Raw genomic sequence first — 15693 nt, forward strand, 5'->3', positions numbered from 1 at the left:
GCGCGTACGGCGCGTTACGCTCGCCAAGCCGGGGTTCGATGTGGTGCAGAACACAGATCGAGGAGCGGGCAGTGACCGAGCAGGAGTCGCCGGCGAGCGAGATCGCCGCGGGTTACGCGAGTGAGGGCGCCGCGCTGGAGCTGGGTGCGGCGGTGATCGACGGGCGGGTGGACGCGGCGGCGGCCGTGCGGCTGCCGCTGGCGACGTTGAACCGGCACGGCCTGGTGGCGGGGGCGACCGGGACGGGCAAGACGAAGACGTTGCAGCTGGTCACGGAGCAGCTGTCGGCGGCCGGGGTCCCGGTGGTGCTCGCGGACGTGAAGGGCGACCTGTCCGGCCTGGCCGCGGCCGGGGAGGCGAACGACAAGGTCACGCGGCGTGCGCAGGAGCTCGGCGACGACTGGGCGGGCGCGGCGTTCCCGGTGCAGTTCCTGTCCCTGGGCACCGGCGGCAAGGGGGCGCCGACCCGGGCGACGATCACGAGTTTCGGGCCGGTGCTGCTGTCCAAGGTGCTGGGGCTGAACGAGACGCAGGAGTCGACGCTCGGGCTGATCTTCCACTGGGCCGACCAGCGCGGCCTGGCGTTGCTGGACACGAAGGACCTGCGGTCGGTGATCACGCACCTGACCAGCGACGAGGGCAAGGCCGACCTCAAGGGCATCGGCGGGGTCTCGGCGGCGACGGCGGGGGTGATCCTGCGCTCGCTGTCCAATCTGGAGGCCCAGGGCGGCGAGGACTTCTTCGGTGAGCCCGAGCTGGACGTGCACGACCTCATGCGCCAGGCCGACGGCAAGGGTGTCGTCACGCTGCTCGAGCTGGACAACCTCCAGGCGAAGCCGGCGTTGTTCTCGACGTTCCTGATGTGGCTGCTGGCCGAGCTGTTCGAGGAGCTGCCCGAGGAGGGCGATCTCGACCAGCCGAAGCTTGTGTTCTTCTTCGACGAGGCTCACCTGCTCTTCGCCGACGCGTCGAAGGCGTTCCTCGAGCGCATCGAGCAGACCGTGAAGCTGATCCGGTCGAAGGGTGTCGGCGTGTTCTTCTGCACGCAGCTGCCCACGGACATCCCGAACAACGTGCTCTCGCAGCTCGGCGCCCGGATCCAGCACGCGCTGCGCGCCTTCACCCCGGACGACCAGGCGGCGCTGGCCAAGACGGTGAAGACCTACCCGAAGACGAAGTTCTACGAGCTCGACACGGCGTTGACGTCGCTGGGCATCGGCGAGGCCATCGTGACCGTGCTGTCGGAGCGGGGTGCGCCGACGCCGGTGGCGTGGACGCGGCTGCGGGCGCCGCGGTCGAAGATGGGCTCGATCGGCGCCGAGGCCGTGGCCGCCGCGGTCGCGTCGTCCGACCTGCACGCGAAGTACGGGGAGACGATCGACCGGGAGTCGGCCTACGAGAAGCTGGCCGCCAAGGTCGCCGCCGCGCCCACTCCCGAGGCCGCACCCGAAGCTCCGGCGCCCGGGAAGGACGAGCCGGGTTTCCTCGAGTCAGCCATGAAAAACCCGGCCGTGAAGTCGTTCATGCGGTCCGCGGCGAGCGCGCTGGGCCGGGAGATCACGCGCGGGCTGTTCGGCAACCGGAGGCGCTGACAAAACCTGACGCAAGCTGTCAGGTATGGCTGGCAAGCTGGTGCCACCTTCGAAAGGAATCCAGCCATGACCAGCACTGCCACCGCGTCGTTCGTCCTGGACAAGTGGAACCCGCAGGCGACCGACGAGGCCGCGGGCACCGAGTTCGCCCGGGTGGCGATCGCCAAGACGTTCACCGGCGCGGTCGAGGGGACCAGCACGGTCGAGATGCTGACGGCGTCCAACGCGACTTCGCGCGCGTACGTCGCCTTCGAACGTCTCGAAGTCTCGGTCGACGGCCGCAAGGGCGGCTTCGTCCTGCACCATTCGGCCGACGACTCGGGCTTGACGCTGAAGGTCCTCACCGGCTCGGGATCCGGTGAGCTGACCGGGATCTCCGGCACGGCGAGCATCGCGATCGACGAGGAGAAGAACCACGTCTTCACCCTGACCTACACGCTCTGAGCAGCACGAAGGCCGTTTCGAGAGCCCCCGATCGACTCTCGAAACGGCCTTCGCCTGATCTCCCGCTCCCCGAAGCGGGGGACGGGCCGCCCCGACCACGGCCCGTCCGCGTCTAGTTGTTCACGATCTGGTCGACGATTTTCTTGGCGTCGTTGATCGGGATGGCGAAGCCGATCCCGACGCTGCCCGCCGCGCCGTTGGCCGAGGCCGAGGGGCTGTAGAGCGCCGAGTTGATGCCGATGACGTTGCCCTGGGCGTCGACCAGCGCGCCGCCGGAGTTGCCCTGGTTGATCGCCGCGTCGGTCTGGATCGCGGTGTAGCTCGGCGAGTCGCTGCTCTGGTTCGACGTGCGGCTGAACGGCGAGCGCTGCTGCTGCTCGCCCTGCCCGATGTCGGACAGGTTCCGGTTGAGCGCGCTGACGATGCCGGTGGTGACGGTGTTCTGCAGGCCGCCCGGCGAGCCGATCGCGACGACCTCCTGGCCGACGGCGAGCTTGCTCGAGTCACCCAGGCTGGCCGCGGTCAGGCCGCCGGCGTTCTGGGCCTGGACCACCGCGATGTCCGCCTTGGTGTCCGCGCCGACCACGCTGGCCTGGTACTTCTTGCCGTCGGAAGTGGTGATCACGACGTTCTGGGCGCCGTCGACGACGTGCGCGTTGGTCAGGATCCGGCCGTCGGCGGTCAGGATGACGCCGGAGCCGATGGCCTCGCCCTGCCCGGTCGTCACGTTGATCTGGACGACGCTCGGCGTCACCTTCGCCGCGACGGCGCTGACGTCACCGGAAGCCGGGTTCGCGACCGTCTGCCCGTTCGCGGCCGGCGTGCTCACCGATGTCGTGGCGCCGTCCGCCGAAGTCGTCGAGAGCCCGACGATCGCCGCGCCGCCGACGCCGCCGACCAGCGCGGCGCCGAGCGCGGTCGCGCTGACGATCATCGCGACCCGGCCGCCCTTGCGCGGCTTGGTCTTCAGGGCCTGCGGGCCCGGCTGCTGCGGGGTGAAGAGCGGATTCGGCGCGGCCTGCTGCTGGTAGCCGTACTGCGCGTACGGCCCGTACTGCTGGGTGCTGTGGTGCGGCTGGTGCCCACCGGGTGAGGCGGGGCCGGGCCGACTCTCGTTCTCGGTCATGGGACAAGGTTCGCGCCCGCGCTTGTGAACAGCCTGTGGAAACACCTCAGGCTTTGCTGAGAAGAATCAGCTGAGAAAACTCAGCCGATCCTCAGGTGTCAGCCGAAGAACGACGGGACGTCCAGTGCTCCTCCCGCCGCCTCGAACTCGTCGTGCACGGCCTGCCGCAGCCCGGCGTCACCGAGGTAGTCGGCGGCGGTCAGAGCCAGGCCGAGCGCGCCGTCGCGGACGCCCGCGTCGCCCGTCTCCGAACCGGCCGCGGCCGCGAACTCCTTGGTGTGCAACGCCACCGTCGGCCCCGAGATCGCCAGCATGGGGTGCAGCGACGGGACGCGGTAGGAGATGTTGCCGAGGTCGGTCGAGCCGGTGAGCGACTCCGGCACGATCCCCGGCGGGAGTGGCCTGCGGCCGGTGAGCACCTGGTTGGCCGTCCAGCGCCCGGCGAGCGCGGTGTTGAACCGGATCGGCAGGTACGCGGCCTGCGCGTCCCAGATCAGCTCGACGCCGCAGCCGGTCATCGCCGCCGCGCCTTCGGCGATCGACGTCATGCGGGCGGCGAGGTCGCGCAGGGTCTCCGGGGATTGCGAACGGAGGTAGAACAGCAGCGCGGCGCGGGCCGGGATGACGTTCGGGCGGGCCCCGCCGTCGGTGAACACGCCGTGCACGCGGTCGCTCTGCGGGAGCTGCTGGCGCAGGGCCGAGACGCCTTGGTACGCCGCGACGGCGGCGTCGAGCGCGTTGCGGCCCATGAACGGCTGGGCGCTCGCGTGCGCGCCGACGCCGTGGAAGACCATCTCCAGCTGACGGCGGCCGAGGAACGGGTGCAGCGCGATGTCGTGGCTGAACGGGTGCAGCATGATCACCGCGTCGACGTCGTCGAACACGCCGGCCCGGGCGAGGATCTCCTTGCCACCCCCGCCTTCTTCGGCGGGTGTGCCGATGAGGCTGACGCGGCCGCCCAGCCGCTCGGCGACGGTGGCGGCGCCGAGGAAGCCGCCCGCGGCGGTGGTGCAGATGACGTTGTGGCCACACGCGTGGCCGAGCCCGGGCAGCGCGTCGTATTCGGCGAGGACGGCGATGTGCGGGCCGTCCCGCGGTGGCGTGCTGACGCGGAGGGCCGTGTCGAGCCCGCCGACGCCGACCGTGGCTTCGTGACCGTGGCGGCTCAGGAGGCCGGCGAGCTCGCGCACGGACCGGTGCTCGGCGAACCCCTCTTCCGGATGGGCGTGCAGATCTTGGCTCAACGCCACCAGATCGGGTGACGCGCGCTCGACCGCGGCGGTCACTTCGGCCCGCGTCGCCTCGTCCGCGCCGGGGTGCGGCGAGGACAGCGGTTCGGCGGCCGCGACGGCGTCGGCGGTGGCCTCGACCAGGGAACGCAGGTAGCTGTCGTCGGGCGGGACGGGTTCGGCGTGGGTCATGGGGCGATGCTAACCGCCGCCCCCGACAGTTTGCGGCGCTCAGCCGAGCCGGCCCGCCACGATCTGCGTGACGCCGGCGTACCGTTCGGTGATCTCCGTGAAGCCGCGGGCGCGCAGGCTCGCCGCGATTTCGCCGCGGTCGAACATCTTTTGCCCGCTCACGATCCCGCCCGCGGACTCGAGCACGCGCGCGGGTTGCCAGCCGCGGCGGGCGCTCGTCAGCAGCACGACCCGGCCGCCGGGGTTGAGCACGCGCGCGAAGGAGTCCAATGCGGTCTCCGGCTCGGCGAACATGTGCAGCGCGGCGAAGCAGCAGACACCGTCCACTGTGGACGCTTTCAGTGGCGGGTGCACGGCGTCGGCGCGCAGGTAGGCGACGGTGTCCGGGCCGCCTTCGGCGACGGCCTTGGCAAGCATGGTGCGGGCGCCGTCGAGCCCGATCGCGAGGCCGTCCGGGCCGACGGCGGCGCCGAACGCGCGGGTGAACCGGCCGGTGCCGCAGGCGACGTCGAGGACCGTGTGCCCGGGTTGCAGCTTCAGGAGCTTCGTGGCGAGCCGGACTTCGCCCGCCATGCTCGGCCCGAACGGGCCTTTGAGCGCGCGGCCGAGGGCGGGGCGCCAATAGCGCTCGTAGACCTGGGGGAGCAGGGTCGTGCGCATCAGGCGCTGGGTGAGCCCGGTCGGCGGGCCCGCCTGGTCCGCGGCGCCCAGCAGGTCGAGGTAGCCGCCGCCGGCCTCGGCCGGCGTCTCGAGCAGGGCCTGGAGACGATCGGATGCGCTGGTCGACACGGGTTCTCCTCACCTTCGGATACCGGCAGTATGCCAACTCTGTGGCCACTCGATCGAGTGAACAAACCCGAGCTCAGGCGTTCGACGCCCGAAATTGTCGGTCCCCCTTCCTAACGTCGCAGGCAAGGTTCCGATCCGATCCGAGGAGGACATGATGACGACGATTTCCCGCCCCTGTGGCGAGATCGCGGTGCACGGCGAGTTCGACCTGGCCGCGGCGGCCGGGTTCCTGACCGGCTTCGCCCCCGCGGGGCAGCCGGAGTCCGAGCCGGGCGCGCTGCGGGTGGCGTTCGCGCTCGACGGCGAGTGGACGCCGGTGGGAGCGGTGCTCCGGCAGAGATCGCCCGGCGAGGTCACGGTCGAGGTGCACGCCCCGCCCGAGCACACCGATGCCGTGGTGGCGCAGGTGCGGCGGATGTGTTCCCTGGACGTCGACGGCACGGCGTTCCCGGAGGCCGGCGCCCGGGATCCGGTGGTTTCGCTGCTGCAGGCCCTGCACCCGGGGCTGCGCCCGGTCCTGTTCGCGTCGCCGTACGAGGCGGCGTGCTGGGCGGTGCTGAGCCACCGGATCCGGATGACGCAGGCGGTCCGGCTGCGCCGTCGCCTGACCGAGCGCTACGGCACCGAGGTCGACGTGGGCGGCAGCCGGCTGAGGTCGTTCCCGGCGCCGGCCGCGTTGGCGAAGCTGGAGTACCAGCCGGGGCTGCCGGGCCCGAAGCTGCCACGCCTGCGCGCCATCGCCGAGGCGGCGGCCGGGGGCATGCTGGACGCGGCCGCGCTGCGGGCGATGCCGGCCGAAGAGGCGCTGAAGCAGCTGCAGCTGCTGCCGGGCGTCGGCCGCTTCAGCGCGGAGCTGATCCTGATCCGCGGAGCCGGCCACCCGGACGTCTTCCCCCGCGGCGAAACCCGCCTCCACGAGATCATGCGCGACGCGTACCACCTCCCGGACGCGGGAGCCGCGGAGCTGGCGGAGATCGCGGAGGCGTGGGCGCCGTTCCGGAGCTGGGTGTCGTTTCTGTTCCGCGTCGAGGGCGAGGCGCGGATGCGGGAGTCGCGATGAGCTGAGCCGAGGCGCTGCTCGGGGCGTCCGCTGTGGCTGGGCGTTCTCGTACGAGTCTGTCCGCCCGCCGGGCTCGGATCCGCCTCCGGAGCGGCCCCCTCGCGAGTCCGCGCCTCGGGAGGTCTGGCTTTACTGCCCTTCGACCTCGCCGTGCCAGGAACACCGACCGAAAGGAGACCGCAACGACCCGATACCGGAAGCCGCGAAGCGGCGAGCGGTGGGGACTCACCGTAGCCGGATATCGCCTGTGGTGAGGTGTCCGGGTGAGCTCGCCCGTTCATCTTGCGCTCGGCCGCGCGGCCGCCACCGACACCTCGCCGGCCGGTTCATTGCTCGAACAGGCCCAGACCCCGGCGGTGATCACCCTGGTCGCCGGCGGCGTGGCGCTGCTGGTGGTGCTGGTCGGCGGAACGCCGTGGCGGCGGGCGCGCAACGTCGTGACGATGGTCCACGAGGCCGGCCACGCCCTGGCGGCGGTCCTGGTCGGACGGCGCCTGCAGGGCATCAAGCTGCACTCGGACACCTCGGGCGTCACCGTCTCGCGCGGCAAGCCCGAGGGGCCGGGCATGGCGTTCACCGCGATGGCCGGGTACCTGGCGCCGTCGGTGCTGGGGCTGCTGTTCGCCAGCCTGCTGGGCGCCGACCTGGTCGGCACGGTGCTGGTCCTGATCGCCCTGCTGCTGCTCGGCGTGCTGGTGATGGTGCGCAACGCCTACGGGGTGTTCACCGTGGTGGCGAGCGCGGTGGTGCTGGCGCTGGTCGCGTTCGTCGCCCCGGTCGAGGTCCAGGCCCCGTTCAGCTACCTGCTGACGTGGTTCCTCCTGTTCGGCGGCGTCCGGCCGGTGGTGGAGCTGCAGGTCAAGCGCCGCCGGGGCCAGGCCCGCGACTCCGACGCCGACCAGCTGGGCCGCCTCACGGCGGTCCCGCCGGTGCTGTGGGTCCTGGTCTTCGCGGTGGCGACGATCAGCTGCCTCTTCGCCGGCGGGCTGTGGCTCCTGCAGCCGGTCGCAACGTAGCCCGCGACCGCGGTCGGGGTTGCGCCGCCGGTGAGCTCGCCACCCGCGGGGTTCGGCCGGTGCTGCGTTTGCGGGCAGCGTTCCCGTCCGGTGTTCCTGGCGTCGCCGTGGTCAGGGCCGTCGCCGGGCCGGGGCGGTGGATGCGGCAGACTGGGCGCTGGCTGGTCCGCGCGGAGGGAGACGAACGATGGACGAGGTCGGCAAGGCCGTTGAAGCGTGCGCGCGGGCGGCGAAGGCGGCCGCTCCGTCGCTGGCCGCCGCCAGTGCCGAGGCCGTCGATGCCGCCCTCGCCGGGATGGCCGAGCGGCTGCTCGCGCACCGGGATGTCATCCTCGAGGCGAACCAGGCCGACGTCGCGCGGGCCACGGCCGACGGGATGAGCGCCGGGCTGCTCGACCGGCTCACCATCACCCCCGAGCGGCTGACCGGCATGGCCGAACAGCTGTGGCTGCTCGCCGGCGCTCCGCACCAGGAACGCACCGTCGACGTGTCCACCCTGGACGGCGGGCTGCGGCTGGTCGAACGGCGGCGTCCCGTCGGCGTCATCGGCGCGAACTACGAGGCGCGGCCGAACGTGACCGTCGATGTGGCGTCGCAGCTGGTCAAGTCGCGCAACGCCGGCGTGCTGCGGACCGGCTCCGCCGCGCTCGGCTCGGCTCAGCGGCTGCGTGAGGTCGTCATCGCGCCGGCGCTCGCCGAGGCGGGCATCGACGCCGACTGCGTGCAGCTCGTGCCGCGGGTCGAGCGGGAGGCGGCGTCCGCACTCGTGCGGCTGCCCGACCTCGTGCCGCTGGTCATTCTCCGGGGCAGCGGCGACAGCACCCGCGCCCTCGCCACCGAGGCGGCCGTCCACGGCGTCCGCACCCTCGCCCACGCCGACGGTGGCGGCGTCCTGTACGTCGACCGCGGAGCGGACGTCACCAAGGCGCGCGACCTCGTCCACGCCAGCCTCGACCGGCTCGGCGTCTGCAACCGGCTGAACCTGCTGCTCATCCACGAGGACCTCCACGACGAAGCCTGGCCCGCCATCTCCGAGGCCCTCGCCGACCGCGGGGTCACGCCGTCCCTCGCGCCGCACGAGCACCCCATCGGGTACGAGTGGGCGCTGGACTCCGACCGCGAGGCAACCGTCACGGTGGCAACCGTCGGCTCGCTCGCCGACGCCGTCCAGATCGCCAACGAGCGGACATCGGGCCTCGCCGCCGGCATCGCCACCGAAGACGAGTCGGCCGCCGACGCGTTCTTCGACGGCTACACGGGCACGGGCGTCTTCTGGAACGCCCCGACCCGCCTCCTCGACGGCTTCAAGCTCCTCGCCGTCCCGGAAACCGGCATCAACCTCGACAAGGTCCCCGGCCCCCGCGGCCCGGTGACCTACACGGACCTCTACGTCCGCCAGTACGCCGTCCTGCCGGCCTGAGCCCCGCGCGCCGAGGAAAACGCCCGGCTCCGCACACTGGCACGCTCGGCCAAGCCAGCCCAGCTCGAACACGCGGAGCCGGCCACTCCGGCTCCGCCACTCCGGCCGGCTCGGCCATGCCGCCCGGCCGGGGACACCGGCCGGCCGGCCGGGCTCGGCCAAGCCGGCCCAGCTCAGCCAAGCCGGCCGGGCTCGGCCAAGCCGGCCCAGCTCAGCCAAGCCGGCCCGGCTCGGCCAAGCCGGCCCGGCTCAGCCAAGCCGGGCGGCCGGTCAGCGGGTCGGTGGCAGCTCGGCCAGCTTCCGCAGCTCCGTCACCGTCTCCGCCGCGTTGGTCACCAGCTCCGTGGTCTCCCCGGTGTCGCCCGCGTAGCGGTAGATCGCCGTCGGGCCGTCGCTGATGGCTATTGCTGCTACCAGGCGGCCCTCCGGGTCGCGGGTGAGTCCGGTGGTCACCGACACCTCCCGGCCGACCGTGTCGACCGTGGTGAGCGTCCGCTCCTTATACCAGCCTCGCGTGGTCATGTTCCGCAGCTCCGGGGGATGGGCTTGACAGGGATACGTCGTAGGACGCCGGGATCGGCCGTGGCGTTACGGCATACTGGCCCGGTGATCTCCCGGCCGCACGTTCTGCTGTCCGCCGCGCAGTCGCTCGACGGCTTCCTCGACGACACCTCACCCGAGCGGCTGGTGCTGTCCACTGAGGACGACTTCGCCGTCGTGGACCGGTTGCGGGCCGAGGCCGACGCCGTTCTCGTCGGGGCCGGGACCGTCCGGGCCGACAACCCGCGGCTGCTCGTGCGTTCCCCGGAGCTGCGGCGGAAACGCCTGGAGCAGGGCAAGCCCGAACAACCCGTGAAGGTCACCGTGACCACCCGCGGCCTGGACCCGGACGCGCAGTTCTTCACCGTCGGCGACACCGAAAAGATCGTCTACGCGCCGCCCGGGGCCGCCGGCGGGCTCGCGCACGTCGCCACCGTCGCCGACGCCGGGAACCCGGCCGACTTCGGGCGCGTGCTCGATGACCTCGGGGCACGCGGTATCGAAAACCTGCTGGTCGAAGGCGGCGGCGGGATTCACACCCGGTTCCTCACCGAGGGCCTCGCCGACGAACTGCGGCTCGCGATCGCGCCCTTCTTCGTCGGGCAGCCGGACGCGCCGCGGTTCGTCGGGGCCGGGCTCTACCCGCGGCCGCTGACCCTGACCGCCGTCCGCGAACTGCAGGGCATGGCCATCCTCGAGTACCGCGCCGCCGCCGAACCGACCGGCCGGGACGTCCAGCGTCTCAAGGAAGCCATCGCGCTCGCCGCGCTGTGCCCGCCCAGCCACACCTTCCGGGTCGGGGCCGTGATCACCGACGCCGAAGGCGAGGTCGTCGCCACCGGGCACTCCGGTGAAGGCGACCCCGCCAACCACGCTGAGGAAGCCGCGCTCGCCAAGTGCGCCGGCGATCCGCGGCTGGCCGGCGCCACGATGTACAGCTCGCTGGAACCGTGCAGCCACCGCAGTTCGCACCCGCGCAGCTGCACCCAGCTCGTCCTGGACGCCGGCATCCCGCGGGTCGTGTTCGCCTGGCGCGAGCCGCCCGTCTTCGTCGACGCCCGGGGGACCGAGCTGCTGCGGGAGGCCGGGCGGCACGTCGTCGAGGTGCCCGCGCTGACCCGGGAGGTCCAGCGCGAGAACACCCACCTCGACTTCTGAGAAGGAACCGCTAGCAGGCGCCGTTGTCCTGCCAGACGCCCCACTGGCCGGTGGTGCCGGGCTCTTCGCCCTGCGTCCACCACTTGGCCGTCCACTTGTGGCTGTTGTGCGAGACGACGTTGTCCTTGACGTAGACCTTCGTCCGGTCCCACTCCGCCGCGGTGCAGCTGCCGCCGCCCGGGGTGGTCGGGGTCGTCGTCGTCGTTACCGGCGGCGTCGTCTGCGGCGGGGTCGCGCCGGCGAACCGGACGCTGAACTTCGTGAAGTCCCAGTCGTTCTGCGGGACGTTGCTGCAGACACCGTTGTCCGTCGTGCCGACGCAGGCGCGGTCGCGGTTGACCGACCAGAACGTGAAGCGGCCGAGGCCGTGGCTGGTCGCGTAGTCGTACACCGTCTGGAAGTCCGAGGTGTAGAACATCTCGGCCGCGTCCGACTTGCCGTTCATGCCGGAGAAGCCTTCGTGGGCGTACGCGGTCGCGCTGTCCCAGCCCATGTGCGACATCAGCAGGCCGTGCAGGGCCTCCAGCGCCGACACCTGCGACGAGCCGCCGTTGAAGCCGCCGTCGAAGGGCATGATCGAGAAGTTGTTCGGCGTGAAGCCGATCGACTTCGCCTGGTCGAGCAGCTGCGTGCCGAACCAGCCGGTGCCGGCCGCGGTGCCCGGCATGGTCACCGACACGAACAGGCCCGGGTTGTTGGCCTGCAGCGTCTTCGCCGCGCCGAGTTCGTTCGCGATGGCCGCGGTGTTCTCGTACTCGGGTTCTTCGAGGTCGAAGTCGATCGCCTTGAGCGAGTACTTCGTGATGACCTGCTGGTAGGCGGCGGCCGTCGCGGCCACCGTGCCGCAGGTCTGGCCGAGTTTCGTGCCGCCGTAACCGCCGACGGACACCGAAACGTCGCCGCCCGCGCCGCGGATCCGCGAGATCACGCCCGCGACGGCGGTGTCGGAGGAGACGGCGGACGTGCCGTCCCAGGTCGGGCTGCAGCCGCCGCCGTTCGGGGCGAGGATGAACGCCAGCTGGAACGCCTTGAGCCCGGTCGCGTTCATCACGGTGATCGGGTCCGGCGGGTTGTTGCTCTGGGGCATCAGGTACGGCGCCGCGGCGTACCAGTTGTTGCTCAACGCCGCGGTCGCCGACGGTGCGCCGAGCACGAGGCTGACGGCGGTGGCGGCGAAAGTGGCGGCGGCGAGCCCGACGGCGGCCAGTCTGCTCCTGCGCATGAGCTGTCCTCCCGGTGAGGGTCGAGGTGGACAGATCATTGGACTAGACCATTGGCGAAGTCAAGGCGCGAAAGTCGGTTCGGGGGAGCGCGCGGGCGAAAAGCGCCGGAATATCCGAAATTTGTCCGCGGGACTCACGCCGCGGGCGGCGAAGAGGGGCGCGAACGGGCCGCCGTCCACGGGGCTCACGCGGCGGGCGGCGAAAGGGGGAAGCCACCTTCGGCACTCACGCCGCGGGCGGCGAAGAGGGGCGCCACCCTCGGCGATCACACCGCCGGCGGCGAAAGGGGCACGCCACCCTCGGCGATCACGCCGCGGGCAGCGACACGACCACCACCAAGCCACCCTCCGCGCGCGCCCGTGCTGTCACCTCGCCGCCGTGGGCGTGGGCCACCGAGCGGACGATCGACAACCCGAGTCCGGTTCCCTCCGCCGCCACCCGGGCCCGGCGGTGGAACGGGTCGAACAGGGCCGGGACCTCCGCCGGGGGGATCACCGGGCCGCTGTTGGCGACCGCCAGTTCCACCCACCCCGGGCGCGACCGGGTCGTCACGCGCACCCAGCCGCCGGGCACGTTGTGGCGGATCGCGTTCTCCACCAGGTTGCCGGCCAGCCGTTCCAGCAGGACCGCGTCGCCGGCCGTCACCGCCTCGGCCAGCGACTGGTCCACCTCCGGCGGTGTCACGTGCGCGACGAGCGCCGCCAGGTCGACCGGACCCGGCGTGGTCAGCGCGCTCTCCGACTTCGCCAGCAGCAGCAGTCCGCTGATCAGCTTCTCGTTCCGCGCGTTGATCTGCAGCAGCTTGCCGCCGAGCTCCCGGACGTCGCTCCCGCGGCGCATCGCCACCTCGACCAGCGACCGGTTGAGCGTGAGCGGGGTGCGCAGCTCGTGGGACGCGTTCGCGACGAACCGGCGCTGGGCGTCGAACGACCGGTCGAGGCGCTCGACCATCACGTCGAACGCGTCGGCGAGGTCCTTCACCTCGTCGTCGGGCCCGCGCAGCGCGATCCGCGCCTGCCCGCCGGGGTCGGCCGCCGCGGCGATGCGGCGTGCCGTGTCCGTGACCTGCCGCAACGGCGCCAGCGCTCGGCCCGCCACCAGCCACCCCAGACCGGCCGCCAGGACCGCCACCGCGCCGAGGGCGATCGCGCCCTGCGTCAACAGGGACGTCGCCGCCGCCGCGCGCAGCTGCCGGGCCTGCTCGTCGAGGGCCTCCAGGGACGGCAGCGGCGGCGCGTCCGGGGGCGGCGCGCCCGCGAGCACCGTCACCCGCCGGCCGACCTGCCGCGTGAACAGCAGGTACGTCGCGCCCAGCAGCACCACGCCGGCCAGCAGGAACAGGCCGCCGTAGAGCACCGTGAGCCGCAGCCGGAGGTTCACCGGAGCCGGTAGCCGACGCCGGTGACCGTCTCCACCTGCGGCGGGTCACCGAGCTTGCGGCGCAGTTTCAGGATGGTGAGCCGGACCGCGCCGGTGAACGGGTCCGCGTGCTCGTCCCACACCTTCTCCAGCAGGTGTTCGGCGGACACGGCGGCGCCGTCGGCGCGCAGCAGCTCGGTGAGCACGGCGAACTCCTTTCTGGACAGCGGGAGGCGGCGCCCGTCGCGGAACGCCTCGTGCCGCGCGGGATCCAGCGTGACGCCGCGGCGGCGCAGCACCGGCGGGGCGGCCGGGCGGCAGCGCCGGCCCAGCGACTGGATGCGGGCGGCCAGCTCGGGGAACGCGAACGGCTTCGCGAGGTAGTCGTCGGCGCCGAGGGACAGTCCGGCGACGCGGTCGGTGACCTGCGCCGCGGCGGTCAGCATCAGCACCCGCGTGGCCGCTTCGCCGGACACCAGCTCGCGGCAGACGTCGTCGCCGTGCACGACCGGCAGGTCCCGGTCGAGCACGACGACGTCGTAGTCGTGCACGGCGATCCGCTCCAGCGCCGCGCCGCCGTCGAGCGCGATGTCGACGGCGTGGGCGTCCTCGCGCAGCCATTCCGCGATCGCGTCCGCGAGCATCGGCTCGTCCTCCACCACCAGGACCCGCATGCCCCCGATGATCGCCGCGGCGGTGTTTCTTCGCCGTTAGCGGCAGCGGTAGAGCGTGTCCGCGCCGCCGAGGAACCGCCCGCGGGCCGCCCGGCCGCCGTAGCCGGCGGGGTCGACGACCGTGCAGTGGCCCTCGATCCAGCGTTGCCGTTCGCGCTGGACGGGGCTCTGCGGCGGCCCGGGCGGCGCGCCCGTACCGCTCAGCACGAAAGGCAGCTTGCCTTCGGCGAGCCACCGGTCGAGCTGCGCGACCGACGGCGCGTCGTCGCGGCCGCCGAACCCGCCCATGCCGATCACGGTCGCGTCGGAGTCGATCAGGAACGGCGCGACCGCGCCCGCCTCGGCGTTCACCGCGAGGGTGATCTCGGTGCCGTTGCGGCGGGCGTAGCCGAGGATGCGCCGCTGCTCGTCCGACAGCGTCGTCGCGCCGTCGCCACCGGCGAGCAGCGGCCGCGGTCCACCGGGTGACGGCGGCGGAAGGGCTTCGGGGCCGGTCGGGGGCCCGGCGGCGGGCAGCGTCCCGGCGGACGTGCTCTGCGCGGCGGCGTACGACCACACGGCGGGCGTGAGCAGCAGCGGCACCAGTGCGGCGACGAGCGTGAGCCGGCTGCGCGCGGAGAGGAGCCCGGCGATGGCGGCGACGCCCGTGCCGAGCACCGCCCAGCGCGTCCAGCCGTGGAAGGAGGTGTCACGCGAGGCCAGCACGAACGCCCACGCCGCGGTGAGCGCGATGGCCAGGGGGAGCAGGGTGCGCCGGTACCGCCGCCACAGCAACGCCAGGCCCGCGGCGGACACCGCGGCGACGGCGGGGGCCATCGCCGTCGTGTAGTACGGGTGCCAGATGCCGCCGGCGAAGCTGAAGACCACGCCGGTGACGAGCAGCCAGCCGCCCCAGAGCAGCCAGCCGGCGTCGCGCCACCGGCGCCCGATGACGACCAGCACGAGGAGCGCGAGGGGCAGCAGCCACGAGATCTGCCCGCCGACGACGTCGTTGAACATCCGGCCGGGTCCGGGGTCGCCGCCGAACGACGACAGGGTCTGCTGCCCGTTGCGCATGATCATCATGCCACCGCCTTCGCCGTTGCTCCTGAGGCGGCCGAAGCCGTTGTAGCCGAAGACGAGGTCCCACGCGGAGCCGTCCTCACTGCCGCCCATGTACGGCTTGGCGCCGGGCCACCAGTCGTACAGGGCGACCCACCAGAACGACGAGACGGCCAGCACGACCCCGGCGCCGAGCAGGTCGAGGAGCCTTCGCCGGACGGGCGCGGCGGTCCCGGCGAAGGAGGCGAGCGCGAACGCCGGAACGACGATCCACGCCTGCAGCATCTTGGTCAGGAAGCCGCAGCCGAGGAAGAAGGCGCACCAGAACAGCCACTTCCGCCCTTCTTGGAAGGAGCGGGTCAGCGCGTACGCGGCGGCCACCAGGAAGAGGACGAGCAGGGCGTCGGGGTTGTTGTCGCGGTTGATGATCACCGTGACCGGCGTGAGCGCCAGGATGACGGCGGCGAGCAGGGCGACGTTCTCGCCCGCCCACCGCCGGACGGTCCGGTGCAGCAGGAAGACCGCCGCGACGCCTTCGAGCACCTGGGGCAGCAGCAGCGCCCAGCCGTGGTAGCCGAAGACGAGGACGGAAAGCGCTTGCGGCCACAGCGCGAGCGGCGGTTTGTCGACGGTGACGACACCGTAGGGGTCGAAGGAGCCGAAGAGGAAGTGGATGAAACTGCTCGTCATCGACTCCGCGGCGGCGGCGTAGTAGGTGTTGCCGAGCTGGCCGGCACCGATCTTCCAGGCGTAGAGAACGGCGGCGCCGAGGCAGACGAGGAGAATCGCCCGGGAACGCGTCTTCGGAGGGGCGGCGGTGATCATGCCGC

The 15693-nt window shown here is 72.5% G+C and carries 14 protein-coding genes; 6 read left to right on the forward strand and 8 right to left on the reverse strand.

Annotated elements, in window-relative coordinates; translation table 11 throughout:
- Positions 1 to 38: 38 nt before the first annotated feature.
- Together C2L59_RS25070 and C2L59_RS25075 are read left to right on the forward strand one after the other, a co-directional pair.
- Positions 39 to 1592 carry a helicase HerA-like domain-containing protein gene (locus C2L59_RS25070; protein WP_370444772.1) on the forward strand — a complete coding sequence of 518 codons (1554 nt, stop codon included), beginning with the start codon at positions 39 to 41 and terminating at the stop codon, positions 1590 to 1592.
- 66 nt (positions 1593 to 1658) lie between these two features.
- The gene (locus C2L59_RS25075; protein WP_103351958.1) at positions 1659 to 2036 is read left to right on the forward strand and encodes a DUF3224 domain-containing protein; all 378 of its coding nucleotides are present in this window, start codon (positions 1659 to 1661) and stop codon (positions 2034 to 2036) included.
- A gap of 112 nt (positions 2037 to 2148) precedes the next feature.
- On the opposite strand, the gene C2L59_RS25080 is transcribed toward C2L59_RS25075, so the two are convergent.
- From C2L59_RS25080 to C2L59_RS25090, 3 genes are all read right to left on the reverse strand, one after another.
- Entirely contained in the window at positions 2149 to 3162 is a 1014-nt protein-coding gene (locus C2L59_RS25080; RefSeq protein ID WP_103351959.1) for a S1C family serine protease, read from the reverse strand.
- Between the two features lie 98 nt (positions 3163 to 3260).
- Positions 3261 to 4583 (reverse strand): M20 family metallopeptidase, encoded by a 1323-nt coding sequence (locus tag C2L59_RS25085; RefSeq protein WP_103351960.1) that lies wholly within the window; start codon positions 4581 to 4583, stop codon positions 3261 to 3263.
- Between the two features lie 39 nt (positions 4584 to 4622).
- The gene (locus C2L59_RS25090; protein WP_103351961.1) at positions 4623 to 5372 is read right to left on the reverse strand and encodes a class I SAM-dependent methyltransferase; all 750 of its coding nucleotides are present in this window, start codon (positions 5370 to 5372) and stop codon (positions 4623 to 4625) included.
- 154 nt (positions 5373 to 5526) lie between these two features.
- On the opposite strand from C2L59_RS25090, the gene C2L59_RS25095 reads away from it, so the two are divergent.
- From C2L59_RS25095 to C2L59_RS25105, 3 genes are all read left to right on the forward strand, one after another.
- On the forward strand, positions 5527 to 6432 hold the full coding sequence (locus tag C2L59_RS25095) for a DNA-3-methyladenine glycosylase (RefSeq protein WP_103352123.1): 906 nt from the start codon (positions 5527 to 5529) through the stop codon (positions 6430 to 6432).
- A 263-nt stretch (positions 6433 to 6695) separates the two neighbouring features.
- The gene (locus C2L59_RS25100; RefSeq protein ID WP_103351962.1) at positions 6696 to 7448 is read left to right on the forward strand and encodes a M50 family metallopeptidase; all 753 of its coding nucleotides are present in this window, start codon (positions 6696 to 6698) and stop codon (positions 7446 to 7448) included.
- A 187-nt stretch (positions 7449 to 7635) separates the two neighbouring features.
- A complete protein-coding gene (locus C2L59_RS25105; RefSeq protein ID WP_103351963.1) occupies positions 7636 to 8868 on the forward strand; it encodes an aldehyde dehydrogenase family protein in 1233 nt (410 codons plus the stop codon).
- A gap of 270 nt (positions 8869 to 9138) precedes the next feature.
- On the opposite strand, the gene C2L59_RS25110 is transcribed toward C2L59_RS25105, so the two are convergent.
- Positions 9139 to 9390, reverse strand: a complete 252-nt coding sequence (locus tag C2L59_RS25110; protein ID WP_103351964.1) for a hypothetical protein — start codon at positions 9388 to 9390, stop codon at positions 9139 to 9141.
- Between the two features lie 84 nt (positions 9391 to 9474).
- On the opposite strand from C2L59_RS25110, the gene C2L59_RS25115 reads away from it, so the two are divergent.
- Positions 9475 to 10566, forward strand: a complete 1092-nt coding sequence (locus C2L59_RS25115; protein ID WP_103351965.1) for a dihydrofolate reductase family protein — start codon at positions 9475 to 9477, stop codon at positions 10564 to 10566.
- Positions 10567 to 10576: 10 nt separating this feature from the next.
- Here the strand turns inward: C2L59_RS25115 and C2L59_RS25120 are convergent, their stop codons facing one another.
- The 4 genes from C2L59_RS25120 to C2L59_RS25135 form a co-directional block, all read right to left on the reverse strand.
- Complete coding sequence (locus tag C2L59_RS25120) at positions 10577 to 11788, reverse strand: chitinase (protein WP_103351966.1); 1212 nt, start codon at positions 11786 to 11788, stop codon at positions 10577 to 10579.
- A gap of 307 nt (positions 11789 to 12095) precedes the next feature.
- Positions 12096 to 13169 (reverse strand): cell wall metabolism sensor histidine kinase WalK, encoded by a 1074-nt coding sequence (locus C2L59_RS25125; RefSeq protein WP_103351967.1) that lies wholly within the window; start codon positions 13167 to 13169, stop codon positions 12096 to 12098.
- The gene (locus tag C2L59_RS25130; protein WP_103351968.1) at positions 13166 to 13822 is read right to left on the reverse strand and encodes a response regulator transcription factor; all 657 of its coding nucleotides are present in this window, start codon (positions 13820 to 13822) and stop codon (positions 13166 to 13168) included. The genes C2L59_RS25125 and C2L59_RS25130 overlap by 4 nt, the downstream gene beginning before the upstream one ends.
- Positions 13823 to 13858: 36 nt before the next feature.
- Positions 13859 to 15688, reverse strand: a complete 1830-nt coding sequence (locus tag C2L59_RS25135) for a glycosyltransferase family 39 protein (protein WP_103351969.1) — start codon at positions 15686 to 15688, stop codon at positions 13859 to 13861.
- Positions 15689 to 15693: the final 5 nt, after the last annotated feature.

Source organism: Amycolatopsis sp. CA-128772 (genome assembly GCF_002904295.1).
In the GTDB taxonomy this organism is placed as follows: domain Bacteria; phylum Actinomycetota; class Actinomycetes; order Mycobacteriales; family Pseudonocardiaceae; genus Amycolatopsis.

Excerpts from the sequence above, each read along its gene's own strand:
- C2L59_RS25085 (WP_103351960.1), bottom strand. The coding sequence starts at position 4,583 with ATGACCCACGCCGAACCCGTCCCGCCCGACGACAGCTACCTGCGTTCC.
- C2L59_RS25120 (WP_103351966.1), bottom strand. The coding sequence starts at position 11,788 with ATGCGCAGGAGCAGACTGGCCGCCGTCGGGCTCGCCGCCGCCACTTTC.
- C2L59_RS25110 (WP_103351964.1), bottom strand. The coding sequence starts at position 9,390 with ATGACCACGCGAGGCTGGTATAAGGAGCGGACGCTCACCACGGTCGAC.
- C2L59_RS25105 (WP_103351963.1), top strand. The coding sequence starts at position 7,636 with ATGGACGAGGTCGGCAAGGCCGTTGAAGCGTGCGCGCGGGCGGCGAAG.
- C2L59_RS25075 (WP_103351958.1), top strand. The coding sequence starts at position 1,659 with ATGACCAGCACTGCCACCGCGTCGTTCGTCCTGGACAAGTGGAACCCG.
- C2L59_RS25095 (WP_103352123.1), top strand. The coding sequence starts at position 5,527 with ATGACGACGATTTCCCGCCCCTGTGGCGAGATCGCGGTGCACGGCGAG.
- C2L59_RS25130 (WP_103351968.1), bottom strand. The coding sequence starts at position 13,822 with ATGCGGGTCCTGGTGGTGGAGGACGAGCCGATGCTCGCGGACGCGATC.
- C2L59_RS25080 (WP_103351959.1), bottom strand. The coding sequence starts at position 3,162 with ATGACCGAGAACGAGAGTCGGCCCGGCCCCGCCTCACCCGGTGGGCAC.
- C2L59_RS25135 (WP_103351969.1), bottom strand. The coding sequence starts at position 15,688 with ATGATCACCGCCGCCCCTCCGAAGACGCGTTCCCGGGCGATTCTCCTC.
- C2L59_RS25070 (WP_370444772.1), top strand. The coding sequence starts at position 39 with ATGTGGTGCAGAACACAGATCGAGGAGCGGGCAGTGACCGAGCAGGAG.